General features: G+C 38.1%; 25 protein-coding genes. 22 read left to right on the plus strand and 3 right to left on the minus strand.

Translation table 11 applies throughout. The features are described from left to right. Nucleotide 1: 1 nt before the first annotated feature. Genes ACFBZI_RS09570 through ACFBZI_RS09585 form a run of 4 tightly spaced genes read left to right on the plus strand, consistent with a single transcriptional unit; the run spans nt 2 to nt 1658 of the window. Complete coding sequence (locus tag ACFBZI_RS09570) at nt 2-595, plus strand: NUDIX hydrolase (RefSeq protein WP_375716104.1); 594 nt, start codon at nt 2-4, stop codon at nt 593-595. A gap of 57 nt (nt 596-652) precedes the next feature. Next, nucleotides 653-889 (plus strand): hypothetical protein, encoded by a 237-nt coding sequence (locus tag ACFBZI_RS09575; protein ID WP_375716105.1) that lies wholly within the window; start codon nt 653-655, stop codon nt 887-889. Continuing rightward, complete coding sequence (locus ACFBZI_RS09580; protein ID WP_375716106.1) at nt 886-1356, plus strand: hypothetical protein; 471 nt, start codon at nt 886-888, stop codon at nt 1354-1356. Before ACFBZI_RS09575 ends, ACFBZI_RS09580 begins: the two co-directional genes overlap by 4 nt. Then, complete coding sequence (locus ACFBZI_RS09585) at nt 1353-1658, plus strand: hypothetical protein (RefSeq protein WP_375716107.1); 306 nt, start codon at nt 1353-1355, stop codon at nt 1656-1658. The genes ACFBZI_RS09580 and ACFBZI_RS09585 overlap by 4 nt, the downstream gene beginning before the upstream one ends. Nucleotides 1659-1713: 55 nt before the next feature. On the opposite strand, the gene ACFBZI_RS09590 is transcribed toward ACFBZI_RS09585, so the two are convergent. Then, nucleotides 1714-2298 (minus strand): N-acetylmuramidase family protein, encoded by a 585-nt coding sequence (locus tag ACFBZI_RS09590; protein WP_375716108.1) that lies wholly within the window; start codon nt 2296-2298, stop codon nt 1714-1716. Nucleotides 2299-2306: 8 nt separating this feature from the next. Further along, nucleotides 2307-2675 (minus strand): hypothetical protein, encoded by a 369-nt coding sequence (locus ACFBZI_RS09595; protein ID WP_375716109.1) that lies wholly within the window; start codon nt 2673-2675, stop codon nt 2307-2309. 270 nt (nt 2676-2945) lie between these two features. Between ACFBZI_RS09595 and thyX the strand changes: the two genes are divergently transcribed. The 18 genes from thyX (at nt 2946) to ACFBZI_RS09685 (ending at nt 14725) form a co-directional block, all read left to right on the plus strand. Next, nucleotides 2946-3635 carry an FAD-dependent thymidylate synthase gene (thyX, locus tag ACFBZI_RS09600; protein WP_375716110.1) on the plus strand — a complete coding sequence of 230 codons (690 nt, stop codon included), beginning with the start codon at nt 2946-2948 and terminating at the stop codon, nt 3633-3635. Next, nucleotides 3616-3969 carry a hypothetical protein gene (locus tag ACFBZI_RS09605; protein ID WP_375716111.1) on the plus strand — a complete coding sequence of 118 codons (354 nt, stop codon included), beginning with the start codon at nt 3616-3618 and terminating at the stop codon, nt 3967-3969. The genes thyX and ACFBZI_RS09605 overlap by 20 nt, the downstream gene beginning before the upstream one ends. Then, nucleotides 3969-4223 carry a hypothetical protein gene (locus tag ACFBZI_RS09610; RefSeq protein ID WP_375716112.1) on the plus strand — a complete coding sequence of 85 codons (255 nt, stop codon included), beginning with the start codon at nt 3969-3971 and terminating at the stop codon, nt 4221-4223. The genes ACFBZI_RS09605 and ACFBZI_RS09610 overlap by 1 nt, the downstream gene beginning before the upstream one ends. Then, a complete protein-coding gene (locus tag ACFBZI_RS09615) occupies nt 4201-4413 on the plus strand; it encodes a hypothetical protein (RefSeq protein WP_375716113.1) in 213 nt (70 codons plus the stop codon). Before ACFBZI_RS09610 ends, ACFBZI_RS09615 begins: the two co-directional genes overlap by 23 nt. Before the next feature lie 27 nt (nt 4414-4440). Beyond that, the gene (locus ACFBZI_RS09620) at nt 4441-4749 is read left to right on the plus strand and encodes a hypothetical protein (protein WP_375716114.1); all 309 of its coding nucleotides are present in this window, start codon (nt 4441-4443) and stop codon (nt 4747-4749) included. Nucleotides 4750-4811: 62 nt separating this feature from the next. Further along, complete coding sequence (locus ACFBZI_RS09625; protein WP_375716115.1) at nt 4812-5954, plus strand: hypothetical protein; 1143 nt, start codon at nt 4812-4814, stop codon at nt 5952-5954. A gap of 103 nt (nt 5955-6057) precedes the next feature. Then, nucleotides 6058-7023, plus strand: a complete 966-nt coding sequence (locus ACFBZI_RS09630) for a hypothetical protein (RefSeq protein ID WP_375716116.1) — start codon at nt 6058-6060, stop codon at nt 7021-7023. Nucleotides 7024-7125: 102 nt separating this feature from the next. After that, on the plus strand, nt 7126-7287 hold the full coding sequence (locus tag ACFBZI_RS09635) for a hypothetical protein (RefSeq protein WP_375716117.1): 162 nt from the start codon (nt 7126-7128) through the stop codon (nt 7285-7287). Continuing rightward, entirely contained in the window at nt 7284-9434 is a 2151-nt protein-coding gene (locus tag ACFBZI_RS09640) for a YfjI family protein (protein WP_375716118.1), read from the plus strand. The genes ACFBZI_RS09635 and ACFBZI_RS09640 overlap by 4 nt, the downstream gene beginning before the upstream one ends. A 521-nt stretch (nt 9435-9955) precedes the next feature. Further along, nucleotides 9956-10504, plus strand: a complete 549-nt coding sequence (locus ACFBZI_RS09645) for an AAA family ATPase (protein WP_375716345.1) — start codon at nt 9956-9958, stop codon at nt 10502-10504. A gap of 15 nt (nt 10505-10519) precedes the next feature. Next, nucleotides 10520-11029 carry an HNH endonuclease signature motif containing protein gene (locus ACFBZI_RS09650; RefSeq protein ID WP_375716119.1) on the plus strand — a complete coding sequence of 170 codons (510 nt, stop codon included), beginning with the start codon at nt 10520-10522 and terminating at the stop codon, nt 11027-11029. Nucleotides 11030-11074: 45 nt separating this feature from the next. Continuing rightward, entirely contained in the window at nt 11075-11767 is a 693-nt protein-coding gene (locus ACFBZI_RS09655; protein ID WP_375716120.1) for a hypothetical protein, read from the plus strand. 19 nt (nt 11768-11786) lie between these two features. Next, entirely contained in the window at nt 11787-11984 is a 198-nt protein-coding gene (locus ACFBZI_RS09660) for a hypothetical protein (RefSeq protein ID WP_375716121.1), read from the plus strand. Then, a complete protein-coding gene (locus tag ACFBZI_RS09665) occupies nt 11984-12517 on the plus strand; it encodes a crossover junction endodeoxyribonuclease RuvC (protein ID WP_375716122.1) in 534 nt (177 codons plus the stop codon). Before ACFBZI_RS09660 ends, ACFBZI_RS09665 begins: the two co-directional genes overlap by 1 nt. A 16-nt stretch (nt 12518-12533) precedes the next feature. After that, on the plus strand, nt 12534-12959 hold the full coding sequence (locus ACFBZI_RS09670; protein WP_375716123.1) for a hypothetical protein: 426 nt from the start codon (nt 12534-12536) through the stop codon (nt 12957-12959). 12 nt (nt 12960-12971) lie between these two features. Continuing rightward, nucleotides 12972-13328: a septal ring lytic transglycosylase RlpA family protein gene (locus ACFBZI_RS09675; RefSeq protein WP_375716124.1), complete on the plus strand. Its 357-nt coding sequence runs from the start codon at nt 12972-12974 to the stop codon at nt 13326-13328. After that, on the plus strand, nt 13325-14413 hold the full coding sequence (gene nrdB / locus ACFBZI_RS09680) for a class Ia ribonucleoside-diphosphate reductase subunit beta (protein ID WP_375716125.1): 1089 nt from the start codon (nt 13325-13327) through the stop codon (nt 14411-14413). The genes ACFBZI_RS09675 and nrdB overlap by 4 nt, the downstream gene beginning before the upstream one ends. A gap of 63 nt (nt 14414-14476) precedes the next feature. Next, nucleotides 14477-14725, plus strand: a complete 249-nt coding sequence (locus tag ACFBZI_RS09685; RefSeq protein WP_375716126.1) for a hypothetical protein — start codon at nt 14477-14479, stop codon at nt 14723-14725. A 6-nt stretch (nt 14726-14731) separates the two neighbouring features. Here ACFBZI_RS09685 and ACFBZI_RS09690 read toward each other — a convergent pair whose 3' ends face one another. After that, nucleotides 14732-15700, minus strand: a complete 969-nt coding sequence (locus ACFBZI_RS09690; protein WP_375716127.1) for a tyrosine-type recombinase/integrase — start codon at nt 15698-15700, stop codon at nt 14732-14734. Nucleotides 15701-15776 lie beyond the last annotated feature (76 nt).

Consider the following 15776-nt stretch of genomic DNA (forward strand, 5'->3'; position numbering starts at 1 on the left):
TATGAATATCGCCAGTCCAGTACTATGTACTACCAAAGACACCCTTACCAAAGCCAATATCCCAACAACAGGTAAGCACCTTATCCCTGTATCGCTAGATACGCTTAAGTCCTTTCCCATGCACTTTATTGCCAAAGCCGTACTAGACAGTGATGTGATGATTGGACAGAACTATCCACAGATTACCCCATATGTCTGTATCACAAAACTAAACCAAGTACTGTCATACACCAAACCCCAAACCAATCAGTTATCTGTTGGTTTTGGTTCAGTGATTCATTATGAACACCAACAAGACAGCTTGCCCAATACCGTACTACATACCATTGTACAGGATTTACAGCATAAGCTGGGTATAAGTATTGATGAGCCATTAGAATTTACCCCTACGGTCATGTTGATTGTAGATAATGATAATGACGATGGTAAAACCCATCTGGGTTTATTATTCTGCTTTGAATCAGATACTCAATCATTTAACACAGATGACAGTATTGTTAATCCCAAATGGCAATATATAAAACGCCTAACCAATAAAAAAGATGACTATCAACCATGGTCTCAATTAGTCATTGATTTTCTGGTTAGTATGTAGAATATATACCATATATAGTATAAAATATGCTTTATTTTTACTTTATATGGTATTTCTATGTATCACCGTAAGCCAGAGAAATATAAAGAATACGAAGGTATGGATAACGCTGTGGTAGGTAAAGGCGAATTAATCCGTGTCGTTACCCCCACAGGTGTTGCTTATCGTACCCCATGTAATCAATTGATTTATGACAGACAAGAAGCATTAGAATATGCTGCTGTTTTGGATAAGATTATCCGTCATAATGAAAAAATATTTACCCAAAAGAAACTCAAAGGAAAACCCTTATGAACCAACCTAATGACCCTATCCGTGCTATTATTCACTGGTTTGAGTTAGCCAAACCCAATCCAACCATCAAAAATATCTTTACCCAATTGGGCTGTCATTTTGAAGAAATCTCAGAAATGGTACAAGCCTTTGATTCAGATGCTGGTGAGTTGCACCAAATCCTAACAGAAGTTGCTGATGAGCTAAAGACCGTTGATGTCGTGGCTCACAGTGATAGAGTCAATGAACAGCTTAGTAAAATAGATAGAGTAGAGATGTTAGATGCTCTATGCGACCAAGTGGTTACAGCCATTGGTACAGGCTATGACATGGGCTTTGATATGTATGGTGCGATTAATGAAGTGATTCGCTCTAACTATTCTAAGTTTGAAAATGGTCAGCCTATCTTTGATACCAATGGTAAAATCCAAAAAGGTAAAGATTACAGCAAACCTGATTTAACCCCTTTTGTGGGTGATGTAAAATGAGTGGTACAAAACAACGCTTACTGGGCAAATTAGCCATTAAGCATTTAGCCCTAGATACAGGATTTAAACTCAAAGAGCAACCAAACGGTGATATGGATTTAAATCCTTATGTATATGACTTTGCTGATGAGTTGATATTGACTACTATCAGCTCTATTGAGCGTCTATTAAAAGATAGACAGCGTGAGCTAGCCAGTACTGGTGTAGGTAGAAAGACTGAATTGGTTTTAGATGTTTACTCTGAAGGTATTGAAGATGCCATTAACACCATTAAATTGATAGGTCAGGTAAACAATCAATAAACTTACTAAACCAAGTAATAAATAACCCCTAGACTATCTAGGGGTTATTTTTATATCATTTAAACTGCTGATAGGCTTGTGCCAGTTTGATATGGTAGTTATTTTTTCTATAACCGCTACCATTATAACCTTTGGCAAACTTAGCCCAGTCATGTGCTTGTAATGCACCAATCAAGCCATTGGCTTTGATAAAGCGTAGCATAGCATCAATCTGACTGGCTTCATCTTTATACATAGCATTAACAAATGCTTGGATACTTTCATAACCCAGTGTTTTCCAGTGAAAACCCATCACTTGACCTAAGCCCCAGCTACAAGACTCTAGTGCAGTTTGTCTGTCATAGTTTGTGGCTTGGTTTAATCTACCATGTTGTGATGAACTCAAACCATACTTATGTGTACCCCAGCGTGGATAGCATAATTGTGGTTTTTCACGCATCATCTTTTCACGCACACTGATTAAACCTTTTTTGGTTAATAATCTGTGCATGATGTGCGGCTCATATAGGATTTTTGGTAAACCATTTAAAAATCCTTGCCCAGCAGCTTCTACTTGAATCACTGCTTTTAGTGCAGCATATTCAATTCTATAAGATAAAGCCAGCTGCTTAATCTGCTCATTTGTAATTGTCTTTGACATACTACCCCTTATTTAAATATTGCTGTAAAGGCTTGTTTGACTTCACTGATAATCTCAGACAAGTCTTTATCTGTTGTGGATAATCTGATGGCTTGATAAACCACACCCACAATCATCATTCCAAAGACAGAACACAGCATCATAATAAAACCATGCGATACATGGCTTAGTTGTGTCCAGTTTTGAAACTCAATGAGCCAACCACCAGCCAAGAAACCAAAAGTTGCACTGAATGCAAACTTAATCACCACATTTAAATTTAGGTGCAATCTACCTTCTTTATCAATATCACCAGATAAAGTCAAAGCAAAGATAGCACCAATAATCACCGCAAACACCTTTAAAATCAAAGGCAAATCAGTCAATGTATTTGGCATAGTTAATCCCCTTTGATACACAAAACCAGATTAGTTTACTTGGTTTTTATATCAGATAAATAATTGGTTATTACGCCGCTGGCGTGGTTTGTGGTTTGTTTTATAAGGAATTTGTGAAACCGTTATGAAACCATTGTTGATTGGCTTTAGCCTAATTATTCTTATTGGCTTAGTTATTGTTATGCTAGGTTTACTACGCTATATCTTCATCGCCTTTATAGTAATTTATTTATTATATTGGCTTTTTCGTTTGTTTTTTAAGGAATCATCATGAACCTATCCACCGCCAAAGTCATTGCTCGTACAGTGCCTACTCAAAACATCAGTGCTACTGATGCCAATGAGTTCATTGCTTATGTTGCTCGTGTATCTAATCCATCTAATCAGTCTAATACGCAAACCAGTAACAGATTGATTAATTATCTACTCAAGCATAAGCACTTTAGTCCATTTGAACATTATTATCTTACATTGGAGATTGAGACACCAAAAGATATAGCCATTCAGTTATTGCGTCATCGCTCGCTAACTTTTCAGGAATTTTCTGGCAGATACCAAGACATCAATGAGCTAGATAATCCATTCATCATTCGTGATACACGCTTGCAGGATAAAACCAACAGACAAAACAGTCTGCCTAATGATGATGAAAATCTAGAGCTATCATGGCAAATTGCCCAGCAAGAAGTCATCGCTACTGCTCGTGATGCTTATAACAAAGCACTAGAGCAAGGCATTGCCAAAGAGATTGCTCGTAGTGTATTACCCATTGGCTTAGTCAAATCACGCTTGTATGTTACAGGTAATATCCGTTCATTTATCCACTATCTACAAGTACGATTAGACCCTACCACCCAAAAAGAGCATAGACAGCTGGCTTGTGCTATCTATGATGCCCTATTGCCTTATTTTGATTTAAACCAGATTAAGGAATTGGCAGATGTCAAAGAAAAAGCCTAAAGCCAGAAATAAACCCATGCGAACTAAGACCTTTAAGGGCTATCTAAAAATCCCAGTAGATACAGATTGTACTTTCCAAGAGCTAGCCAAGCGTTGTACTTGGTCTGGTGATTGGCTGTATCGTAGAGATGAGATTTTAAATCCTAAAGCATATCGCACTTGGTATATTAATCTGTATCTGTATAACATATTGGGTGAATTTAGCTTGGTTTCTTATAAGACCGCTAAAGTCAATAAATATGACTTTGATACCGTCATTGACCATGCTTTACATGAAGCCAGTCAATATCCTATGCTAGATTATTCCAAATCTTATATGACAGTGAGTTGCTAATGAATTTATATAAAATCAAACCCGTTGAGTGGCATGATGAATATGCCAATGGTATTCGCTTTAATTACTCATACAGACCTGAGCATAGCAAATACCGTCTAACCATCAGCCCTAGACCCCATGAAGCCAGTAGAAATACTTTACTGGATTTTGATACGGTAGATGAGCTTAAGCAGTTTGTAGATGCTCATAATGAGCAGACAGCTCATGTATTTTTGGAGCTTGTTCATCATGAATCCACTCACCCAGCTTAAGCAGATGTTTGAGCAGGATACTAAGGGCTATATCTATATGCGTCAATTAGAGCAAGTTAGCCGCTCAAAGATGCTCATTCGTGATATAGCTCGCCAATATGGTTATTACCCTGTCTATGCCAGACGGGGTCATATCCCATTGGCTTATCAGCATCATACATTGCCCAATGACCATTTAACCCCACAGTAATTAACTAACCAACCACTAAGGATATTTATGATTGAATCCACACTCACAGAACGACAACACACCCACGGTGATTATGTACTAACCAGTGCCTTAAGCCAATCACTAAAAGATGTGGCATTTAGCCTACCCAGAACACAGCCACTAGAGCCATACCAAAAAGAAGCCATTGAGATGATACTGCATAAGATTGCTCGTATTATCAATGGTGATAGCTATTTTATTGACTCATGGCGTGATATTGCAGGCTATGCCCATTTAACCATTGATTTGATAAATAAATCCCCCAAAGCTCTAGATACTGTTCAGCAGTACTTTAAACCAATCAATGATGAGTAAAATTATGCACTTGGTTTAAAACTCAACTATGATGGAACTTCCTAACCATAAGGAGTTCCATCATGATTTATGTTTCTGATAAATATCTATTACGCAGCTTTCAGACTGCGATTATTACGCTGTTATTCCCCACCACACAGCTAACCAACTTAGGTGAATCCCAAGCCATCTTAGAGCAATCTGATGATGGTGTAAACTGGAAACCACTAGCCAGTATTAGTCCTAAGGATACCACCAATATCACCATTAACAGCCATTATATCCGTCTTAATTCTGATACGATGGTTTATGCCTACAATGAAGGCATTGGTATTACCCCACAACCTAAGCCAAAAGCTAATGATAGTGGTGATGGTACTGCTAATGTAGATTTGTCTGCTTATTACACCAAATCAGAAGTAGATGCTCAGCTACTGGCAATGGTAGAGCAGTTAGTCAATGGTGCTGATAAAGACTCTGATAGCTTTAAGGAATTGGCGGATAAGATTGTAGAATTAGACACCCAAACTTATGAAACCATTAACCAAGTCAGTCAGACAATTCAATCAGTACAAACCCAATTAGATACTCAAAAAGATGATAATTACTATCTGAAAAATAGAGCAATCGTTTATAAAACTGATAATATCCCTAAATATCATCACCTAGAACAATCCAACGAAATGCTTAAGATAGCCACATATAATGACCGTAATAGTAAGTACGATAATGCTTGGTTGGTTCTGCCTAAATACTACCTTGTAGAAGACAAGTTGGGTGCAGATACTCAATTCTACTATTTTCAGTATGGGACTGAATGGCGAGTTCCTAATGCAATCATTCCTGATAGCCCTAGCGGTCAGGCATTGGTTTTTTACTTTGATGATTGGATTATCAATAAGTTTAAAAAAGAATACCGTTCAGATACTGTCATCGCCACACAAGTAGAAATTGAGACTGGTTCAGGTAAACAGCTCACTGCAATGTACGGTAAAGACGCTAAGACAGGTGTATATAAAAAATTAAATACCACTTTTGAGGATAATGTAACTAGACTTGAGAATATCAATATTGATGAGTTACAAGATTGTATTATCTACGGTTTATCTATAAACAATCTATACAATGGTACTGATGATATTCCTACATGGATTGGTATCTATGTAGGTGATAATTATCATGGGTTTAAAGTCATTTATGACCCATCAATAGCAGCCCCACCCTAATCATCTCTTACCTATCACAGATATACCGCTTTTTATGGTGGTATATCTTTTTTATTTATTTATTTATTCATTTATCACTATCAGCCATGAGACAGGATTTGTTATGAACTACACCAACAATGCCAATATTCCCCTACCACTAGCGGTATTCTTAGCCACAGATACTTATGATGGACTACCTAACAGTATCAGTGCCACTACCCTACTTAAGCCAATCAGACAGATTATCCTAAGCCAAAGATTAGATAATGAAGCTACCTTTACTGATGTGGCTGACTTGGTCTCATCTCGTATGGGTAGTGCCATTCATACAGCGATTGAGCAAGCATGGCTTAATCCCACCAATGCCTTGCGTGCTTTAGGTTATAGCCAAAAGGTGATTGATAAGATTAAGGTTAATCCTACCAATCCCAATCCAGACGATATTAATATCTATATGGAGCAGCGTAGCTGTAAAGACATTGCTGGTATGACAGTAACAGGTAAGTTTGACTTTGTTGCAGAAGGACAAGTCCAAGACTTTAAGAGTACTTCTGTATGGACTTATCTAAACCAATCCAATGCAGAAAAGTATCAGCTACAAGGCTCTATTTACCGTTGGCTTAATCCACGGATTATCCATAAAGACTATATGACCATTCATTATATCTTTACAGATTTTAATAAGGTTGAGTCATTGCGTAATAAGGATTATCCACCCAATCGTGTTCATTCCCAACGCATTCCTTTATTAGACCTAGATGCCACAGAGCATTATGTACGCACTAAGATTAAGCAAATCATATCTCATAAAGACACCCCAGAGTGTGATTTGCCCCAGTGTACTGATGCTGATTTATGGCGTAAACCTACGGTCTATAAATATTACAAAGACCCAAACAAGCTAGACAGAAGTACCAAGAACTTTGACAACTTTACAGATGCGGCTGCTTATATGGCTACCAAATACCATAACAACGGCATGATTAAAGAAGTCAAAGGACAAGTGGTTGCTTGTCGTTATTGTCCTGCATTAACCCTATGCACCCAAAAAGATGCTTATTTAGCCAGTGGAGAGCTTATCTTATGACAGAACTATTTTTTGTATTTACGGTACTGATTGGTTTACCTTGTGTATTTGCAGCCTTAGAAGTGCTTTATCGTTTATTCACCAAACAAAAGGACAGCTACCATGATTAGTTGGTTTGATTTTATCAAAGCCCTAGCCATCAGTATGATACTGGCTTTGTGTACGCTTTATATTACCCAAGAGCTATTAGCACCTACTTTGGTTTATGTAGCCAGTTTACTTATCACCTGTTATTTACTCATTGTATTTAAGGATACATTATGAAACCCTTTGAACAGATGAAGTATCACCCTACATCAGAGCGGTTGGTAGAGATACTTCAAACCAAAACCCAAAATACCAATCCCTTATTTTTTAGAGTGATTGTGGCTTATTACATGGCTTTGATGGCATCACATATGCGTGTGAGTATCAAAGGCTGGTCAGGACGCAGTACCATTCCTGTCAATATGTATGCCATGGCTTTATCACCGTCAGGTTCAGGTAAAGGACACAGCACTTCACTGATGGAAAATGAAGTGATTAACAGCTTTAAAACGGTATTTATGGAACACACCTTCCCCATTACCGCAGAGCAAAACTGTGAGCTATTAGCAGCCAAGAGAGCCACTCGTAATGGTACAGACATTGAAGATGAGTTAATCAAGCTGGGTAAAGCATTCCAAGAGCTAGGTGCATTGTTATTTAGCTTTGATAGTGCCACAGTCCCAGCGATTAAGCAGATGCGTCAAAAGCTACTGATGGCAAATGCTGGTTCATGTAACTTACAAGTAGATGAGATTGGAGCTAATTTCAGTGGCTCTATTGAAGCATTGACTGCTTATTTAGAGCTGTATGACAAAGGCTTGATTAAAGATAAGCTGGTTAAATCCAGTGCAGATAACACACGCTTTGAACGCATTGATGGCTACACGCCTGCCAATATGCTGCTGTTTGGTACACCATCTAAGTTATTGGACGGTGCTAGAACTGAAGAGCAGCTGATGGAGATGCTGGAGATGGGTTATGCACGCAGATGCTTTTTTGGCTTTGCTGATAAATCCACCAAGCAGACTTCACTGACCGTAGAAGAAGTGATGGAGCAATTGTTTAATACTGATAATGATGATTATATTGAACAAATCTCAGAGCAGTTTGGCTTATTAGCAGATTTATCATTAATCAATAAGACAGTGAGCTTACCTAAGTCATCAGTACAGTTATTGATTGAGTATAAGCTACATTGTGAGCATCTAAGCCAAAATATCAGTGAGCTTGAAACCATCAAAAAAGCAGAGCTAGAGCATCGTTATTTTAAAGTAATGAAATTGGCTGGTGTTTATGCTTTTGTGGATAATAGTGATGAAATCCTACCACAGCATATTGAATACGCCATTCGCTTAGCTGAAGATTCAGGTCAAGCATTTGTTCGCTTGATGACCCCACAGCGTCCTTATATCAAGCTGGCTAATTATCTAGCCCAAACCAACACCCAAGTTACCTTAGCAGACTTAGACGAAGACTTACCCAGTTTTCGTGGGAGTAAAGCCCAAAAAGATGAGCAAATCATGATGGCAATTGCTTGGGGTTATAAAAATAACATTGTGATTAAAAAGACCTATGCAGAGTCTATTTTATTCCTACACGCAGATACTATCCAAGAAACCAATCTGGATAATTTGATTGTCAGTTATACCAATAACCCTAACATGACCCAAGACTACTTTAACGATACAGTCAGCTTTGATAACTTAGCCAAGCTCGTCAGTATGGACGGATTTCATTGGCTTAGTCATCATGTCAAAGATGGTTATCGTAAAGAAGAAAATGCCATAGACGGCTTTAATCTGTTGGTTTTAGATGTGGATAGTGGTACTAAGTTATCTACGGCAATGATGCTACTTAAGAAGTATCAAGCCATCTATTACACCACCAAGCGTCATACAGACGATGAGAATCGCTATCGCATTATCTTACCACTAAACTATACCCTACGCTTAGATGCCAAAGAGTATAAAGAGCTGTACAACAATGTCATCAGCTCATTGCCCTTTGAAGTAGATATGCAATGTGGTCAGCGTGCTAAGAAGTGGCTTACCCACCCTGATGGACAAGTGATTGTTACTGATGGTGAGTTGTTTGATATATTGCCATTCATTCCTAAGACATCTAAGAATGAAGAGCGAGAAAAATTATTACATGACCAAAGCCAGTTAGATAATCTAGAACGCTGGGTTATCAATAACACAGGTGATGGAAACCGTAATAATATGCTACTACGCTTTGCGATGGTATTGGTAGATGCTGGCTTTAGCTTTGAAGCCATCAAGGATAAAGTAATTTCACTCAATCATAAACTTAGCGATAAGTTAGATGAGTTGGAGTTGCACAATACCATCTTTCATACCGTTGCAGCCAAGCTAGTAGCCTAAGAGTAACCCAATGCCGCATTCTGCGGTGTTGTGGTTTTTATTTTTATTTATGGAGTAATCATATGACAACCAATGACCATTTAGTACTGGTTTGTGGTGAATCATCTACTGGTAAATCAGTAAGTTTAGCTAATTTAGAAAATGTACTTTATCTAAATTGCGAATCGGGTTATTAATTAGCCCCCTACCCCAGTGATGGGGATAGGATAATCCATTGAAATGCTGGAAACCCCTTAGAGCCTTTAGTACCACAGTGTAACAATCTAAAGGATTGGGCAATCAGCAGGTAAGACTTAATGATTAAGTAAACCCCAACGACTATTGCGTAAGCAAGTAGCATCAAGCGATGCGAAGTGGTGGACACCTTAGTAAAGGTGAAGATATAGTCTGCTCTTATATGAAAGTATAAGCAGTTCATTAAAGAACGCAGTGGAAGTAGCGAACCCACTGGAACACACAGGAAAAAACTGCCCTTCAAACCCAAATCATTTATCCAAAAAACCATCACAGACCCATATCAAATCTATGAAGCATTTGATTGGGCTGAAGGGCAAGATGAGATTAAAACCATTGTCATTGATGGTTTAAATTATCTGATGGATATGTATGAGTCTGTTCATGTACTGACCGCAGCCAATACCATGAAAGCATGGTCTGATTATGCCCAGTACTTTAAAAATCTGATGCAGCAATATGTCGCATCTAGCTCAAAGGCAGTGATTTTTACAGCACATACCAAGACTGCTTTGAATGACAAAAACATGGTGATGGAAACCAAAGTACCTATCAAAGGTGCATTGGCAAATCAGGGCGTGGAATCGTATTTTAGTTGTATTGTCAGTACCAAAAAAGTAACGGTAGATAGTCTGAATGACTACCAAAATGAGTTATTGACTTATACAGACCGTGAAAAAGCACTAGGTATTAAATATGTCTTTCAAACCCAAATCACCAAAGAAACCGTAGATGAGCGTATGCGTAGTCCTATGGGTCTATTTGATGACAGTGAGACATTTATTAATAACGATGTCAATTTGGTACTCAAACGCCTAAATGAGTATTATGAATAAACCATGGAATAAATCATGAGTGATTTAACCCAACAACGCTTACAGCAATATCTAAGATACGATGAGCAGTCAGGTGAATTTACTTGGATTAAAAGACCCAGTAAGAACATTCACCTACACACTCGTGCAGGAACTTTAGACAAATCATCTGGTTATCGCAGTATCACTTTATTTGGTAAACGCTATCTTGAGCATCGCTTGGTATGGCTTTATGTACATGGTGAGATGCCCAAGCATCAAATAGACCATATCAACCAAATCCGTGATGATAACCGTCTTAGTAATCTAAGACACATTACCAAAGCAGAAAACCAACGCAATAAGACACGCCGTACCAGTAGGCTAGATGAAATAGGCATCTGGTGGTGTAAGCGTAGAAAACGCTATATTGCGGAGATTAGCTTAAACGGTAAAAAGGTTTATCAAAAGTCCTTTACAGATATTGATGAAGCCATCAAAGCACGCAAACAAAAATCCTTAGAGCTTGGTTTTCATGACAATCATGGTAGCCAAGCCAAATATTAATTATTTAATTATCTATTCACTTAACCCAACCTAACGGAGTATTTTATGAGTTTTTTGACCAATCTATCTTATAGCGATGAAGTTACCCAAGATAAAGACACAGTAGGCGGTAACTTTAGTCTGTTTGAATCAGGTGTCTATCCAGCAACCATTAAGTATGCTTATCTATCTCAAGCCAAATCAGGTGCTGGAGCAGTAAACTTTGAGTTTGATGTAGAAGGTAAAACACTCAAAGAAACCATGTATGTAACCAACAAAGAAGGTAAGAATTACTATGAACGCAACGGTCAGCGTAATTACCTACCATCATTTGTCAATGCTGATGCCATCAGTCTGTTTGCATCAGGTAAGCCATTGTTTGAACAAAAAGATGAAACCAAAATCATCAATCTGTATAATTTTGAAACCAAGTCAGAAGTACCTACTGAAGTCCCTATGCTAACCGCTTTGATTGGTAAACAAGTCAAGCTAGGTATTTTAAAAGAGAAAGTCTTTAAACAAGAAAAGACAGACAACGGCTATCAAGACACGGAAGAGACTCGTGAACAAAACAGTATTAATAAAGTATTTTCAGCCAAAGACAATCGTACAGTTAATGAAGTTCGTGCAGAACAATCAGACGCTGTGTTTATCAATACTTGGCTTGATAAGTGGGAAGGTCAAACCAATGACAAAACCTTGGGTAAAAAACCAACCCAAAGCTCACCAGCTAAGAAAACATCATCACTATTTGCCTAAGACTGACGGAGATACACACATGACTTCACATACTTTATTACACACTGCCAGTGATATGGTTGATGTCATCTCTAAATGGCATAGCAATATCCTATGGGTACTTGAGCGTGATATTGCCAATGCTACTTCCGTAGATGAAAAAGAAGCACTAATCCATGCTTTTGATATGTTCAAAGAATTGCCTTATGACACAGCGATTTATGCTAAGGAATTTTGATGAACGATAATCCAGTGAAAACCATCATTGGCTTTGACCCCAGTTTACGCAACTGGGGTTATTGTATTGCCAATTACAATGAGAATACCCAAGTCCTTGAGTTCACCAAAGGCGGTGTGATTCATTCTAAACCAGATAAAGAACAACGCCAGAACTTACAAGACTTGCAATCAGCCACTCAGTTATATCATGGCTTACACAATTTGATTGGTTTATATCAGCCTAACTTTTTGGTTGCTGAATTACCTGTTGGTAGCCAATCATCTCGTGCGATGGTGTCTTATGCCACTTGTATCAGTCTATCTGCTGCATTGGCTTATCAAGATGGAGAACATACCATTCCCCTGCTGTCCATCACCCCACAACAAGTCAAAGCCACAGTGGGTAAAAAAGATGCCAGTAAAGATGAAGTCATGAACTGGGTATCTGAATACTACCCTGAAGTAGATGACTGGCTTTTACAATTTCCCAAAGGCGAAAGAGAGCATATTTGTGATGCCATCGTAGCCACACATACCGCTATTTTTAATTAATCATTATGGAGTTATTATGAAAATCACCCTAGACAAACAAGAGCTAAACCAAGCTGTCATTGAGTATCTATCAAACCAAGGCTTAACCATTGATGAGTCCAAAGTATCTGTACAAATCACATCAGAAGGTGTGCAGATTGATACCAATAAACCAGCTCAATCTAACCAATCTAACAAACAAAACCAACAGTCAAACAAACCATCTAAACCAGTGAATAATGAGTCTGTAAAGCCTTCTGATGAGCCTAAAGCATCAGCTGGTACAACAATACCAGATGAGCCACAAAACGCCAATACGAGCCATACAGAGCCAACCAAAGCATTGTTTGGTAATACAGCATCAGCACCAGTTACAGATGATGTCATTGAAGATGATACCCATGTTATCCCAGATAAGTCTGATAAGAACAGTGTTGAAAAGACACGCAAGTTATTTCAATAACTGGATTAAGCCATGAGAAATCCCATTACTTTAATGCTACTGGGTTGGTGTTTGATTGCAGCGATATTTATCTATGAATCTGCTCATGCCCAGTCAGCAACTTATTATGCAGATAAATTCCATGGGCGTAAGACAGCATCAGGTGAAAGGTTTAGTCAATATAAACTCACCTGTGCCAGTAATCGCTATGCCTTTGGTACTTATCTAAAAGTTACCAATACTAAGACCAAAGCATCTGTGATTTGTCGTGTCAATGATACTGGCAGATTGGGTCATGGTGTTGTTGTGGATTTATCCAAAGCAGCATTTAAGCAGATAGCCCCATTGTCTTATGGTAAAGTCCCTGTACAGCTGGAGATAGTCAAATGAGCTATACCGTGTTTAATACCACACACAATGACGCTACCAAAGAACCCATGTTCTTAGGTCAAGGTGTCAATGTCTCACGCTTTGATAAGCAGCATTATGCGTTCTTTGAGAACATTACTCAGCAGCAGTTGTCATTCTTTTGGCGACCTGAAGAGATTGATGTATCCAAAGACCGCATAGATTTTATGGAGCTACCAGAGCATGAAAAGCATATCTTTGTTAGCAATCTAAAATACCAAACTTTGCTTGACAGTGTCCAAGGACGCAGTCCCAATGTGGTACTATTACCTTTGGTTTCTATCCCAGAGCTTGAAACTTGGATTGAAACATGGGCATTTTTTGAGTCAATCCACGCACGCAGTTATACGCACATTATCCGTAATATCTTTAATAATCCTAGTGAAGTGTTAGATGATATTGTGGTTAATCCAGAGATTATTAAGCGTGCAGAGTCTATCAGTCAGTACTATGACAGCTTGCATGAGCTATCACTTGAATATCAGCAAGGTAAGCCAGTGGATATGTATGAGCTAAAAAGACGCTTATATCTATGTATTATGAGTGTCAATGTGCTAGAAGCCATTCGCTTTTATGTATCCTTTGCTTGTTCATTTGCTTTTGCTGAGCGTAAGCTGATGGAAGGTAATGCTAAGATTATTAAGATGATTGCTCGTGATGAAGCATTACACCTTAATGGTACACAGCATATGCTTAAGCTGATGCTTGAAGAAGATACTGATTATCAACAGATAGCCAATGAATGTAAAAATGAAATCTATGATATTTTCTGGTTTGCTTATGAACAAGAAAAGGCATGGATTGAATATCTGTTTAAAGACGGTTCAATGATTGGTTTAAATACCCCAATCTTAACGCAGTACTTAGAGTATATCACTGCTCTACGCATGAAAGCCATTGGCTTAAGACCGTTCTTTAATACCAGTAATCCAATCCCATGGATTAATGCGTGGCTATCATCAGACAATGTACAAGTTGCCCCACAAGAGACAGAAATTACTTCTTATCTTGTAGGACAGATTGACGCTGAAGTGTCTGATGATGCGTTTAATGATTTTGAATTGTAAAATTGTAAATAGGAAATAGTTATGAGCAAAAACAAAAGTATTACCCTTACAATGGATACCGCTATGTCAGTATTGACTAGTTGCGTAACATTGGCTTATGCCGTTACCCAGCTACCTGAGTCTATTAATACAGACACTCCCTTTGATATTACCAGAGTCAATAAACTAACAGGTGAAAGAGAGCCAATGACCTTGCAGGAATTTGCCGCTTACATCTTAGACACTGTGGATTTGTCTGCCATACCAAATATTCATTTTGAAAATGATAACGATGATGATAAAATCATTCCCTTTTCACCCACAGTATCTTAATCCTACCTAATAACCACTCACCATCTCTACCAGTTCATCTACCGTAGGATTGTAGTAAGTATTTAATAATACTCGTAAATCCTTATGTCCTGTAATCTTAGCCAAGACTTCCACAGGCATTTGGTATTGATGAACAAATCTGCTGATGGCTTCATGTCTGGTATCATGAAAATGTAAATTTGTGATACCAGCATCTTTTAGTAGATTATGCCAAGTTGTGCTGTTAAATGTCTTTTGTTTAATAGGTATAAATGTCTTATCTGCATCTGCTGTATTGAGCCATAGCTGTCTTAGTAATGCTTTGGCTTGTTTATTTAAGGGTACATTCCTACTTGTCCCATTTTTAGTCTTAGGCAGATGTACATGGTCTTTATGCATGTGCTTGGGTGTCATACCCAGTATTTCCCCTTGTCGCATACAAGTCTGTAAGGCAAATAATACCGTCCATACTATCCACTGTCTGACTGTCTTAGGCGGTGTGTTGGAGCAATACTTAGATACTTTAATCAGTGCGTTAATTTCAGCCTGTGTAATGCGTCTGTTTCTTGGTGGTGATTTGGTGGGTTTGGTTACTTTACTGACTGGATTTTCATCTATCCAATAACGCTCTTTGATTGCATAATTAAATACCCCACTTAACTGGGTTAGCCTATTGACCACAGTACTGTTACTGATGCGTTTCATTAATACATTTCTGTGTGCTGTGATGTCTTGTGGTGTAACTTGATGGATTGGTTTATTAGCAATTGTAGGGTTATCACGGATAAATGATTTCAGATAGTAGTAAGTACATTCACCTGATTTTAATTGCCTAAGATGATGTTGATAATAATCTTGTATCACTTCTTGTAGTGTGGGTGAATAACGCTCATCTGTTTGGAGTTGGTCTTGTATATCGTATAGCTTAATAATCAGTTGTCTTTCACATTCGTATTCACTGTCTGCTGTGATGGTGATACGATGTCCATTTTTCATAATTTGAGCACGGTATTTTTTACCATGCTTTACAATCTTTGGTAATTTCATGGCTTAAATATGGTGTAATATTATT

This window comes from Moraxella marmotae (assembly GCF_042219885.1).
In the GTDB taxonomy this organism is placed as follows: Bacteria; Pseudomonadota; Gammaproteobacteria; order Pseudomonadales; family Moraxellaceae; genus Moraxella; species Moraxella marmotae.

Coding starts and splice junctions, on each gene's coding strand:
- ACFBZI_RS09570 (WP_375716104.1), top strand. CDS start 2: ATGAATATCGCCAGTCCAGTACTATGTACTACCAAAGACACCCTTACC.
- ACFBZI_RS09575 (WP_375716105.1), top strand. CDS start 653: ATGTATCACCGTAAGCCAGAGAAATATAAAGAATACGAAGGTATGGAT.
- ACFBZI_RS09580 (WP_375716106.1), top strand. CDS start 886: ATGAACCAACCTAATGACCCTATCCGTGCTATTATTCACTGGTTTGAG.
- ACFBZI_RS09585 (WP_375716107.1), top strand. CDS start 1,353: ATGAGTGGTACAAAACAACGCTTACTGGGCAAATTAGCCATTAAGCAT.
- ACFBZI_RS09590 (WP_375716108.1), bottom strand. CDS start 2,298: ATGTCAAAGACAATTACAAATGAGCAGATTAAGCAGCTGGCTTTATCT.
- ACFBZI_RS09595 (WP_375716109.1), bottom strand. CDS start 2,675: ATGCCAAATACATTGACTGATTTGCCTTTGATTTTAAAGGTGTTTGCG.
- thyX (WP_375716110.1), top strand. CDS start 2,946: ATGAACCTATCCACCGCCAAAGTCATTGCTCGTACAGTGCCTACTCAA.
- ACFBZI_RS09605 (WP_375716111.1), top strand. CDS start 3,616: ATGTCAAAGAAAAAGCCTAAAGCCAGAAATAAACCCATGCGAACTAAG.
- ACFBZI_RS09610 (WP_375716112.1), top strand. CDS start 3,969: ATGAATTTATATAAAATCAAACCCGTTGAGTGGCATGATGAATATGCC.
- ACFBZI_RS09615 (WP_375716113.1), top strand. CDS start 4,201: ATGAATCCACTCACCCAGCTTAAGCAGATGTTTGAGCAGGATACTAAG.
- ACFBZI_RS09620 (WP_375716114.1), top strand. CDS start 4,441: ATGATTGAATCCACACTCACAGAACGACAACACACCCACGGTGATTAT.
- ACFBZI_RS09625 (WP_375716115.1), top strand. CDS start 4,812: ATGATTTATGTTTCTGATAAATATCTATTACGCAGCTTTCAGACTGCG.
- ACFBZI_RS09630 (WP_375716116.1), top strand. CDS start 6,058: ATGAACTACACCAACAATGCCAATATTCCCCTACCACTAGCGGTATTC.
- ACFBZI_RS09635 (WP_375716117.1), top strand. CDS start 7,126: ATGATTAGTTGGTTTGATTTTATCAAAGCCCTAGCCATCAGTATGATA.
- ACFBZI_RS09640 (WP_375716118.1), top strand. CDS start 7,284: ATGAAACCCTTTGAACAGATGAAGTATCACCCTACATCAGAGCGGTTG.
- ACFBZI_RS09650 (WP_375716119.1), top strand. CDS start 10,520: ATGAGTGATTTAACCCAACAACGCTTACAGCAATATCTAAGATACGAT.
- ACFBZI_RS09655 (WP_375716120.1), top strand. CDS start 11,075: ATGAGTTTTTTGACCAATCTATCTTATAGCGATGAAGTTACCCAAGAT.
- ACFBZI_RS09660 (WP_375716121.1), top strand. CDS start 11,787: ATGACTTCACATACTTTATTACACACTGCCAGTGATATGGTTGATGTC.
- ACFBZI_RS09665 (WP_375716122.1), top strand. CDS start 11,984: ATGAACGATAATCCAGTGAAAACCATCATTGGCTTTGACCCCAGTTTA.
- ACFBZI_RS09670 (WP_375716123.1), top strand. CDS start 12,534: ATGAAAATCACCCTAGACAAACAAGAGCTAAACCAAGCTGTCATTGAG.
- ACFBZI_RS09675 (WP_375716124.1), top strand. CDS start 12,972: ATGAGAAATCCCATTACTTTAATGCTACTGGGTTGGTGTTTGATTGCA.
- nrdB (WP_375716125.1), top strand. CDS start 13,325: ATGAGCTATACCGTGTTTAATACCACACACAATGACGCTACCAAAGAA.
- ACFBZI_RS09685 (WP_375716126.1), top strand. CDS start 14,477: ATGTCAGTATTGACTAGTTGCGTAACATTGGCTTATGCCGTTACCCAG.
- ACFBZI_RS09690 (WP_375716127.1), bottom strand. CDS start 15,700: ATGAAAAATGGACATCGTATCACCATCACAGCAGACAGTGAATACGAA.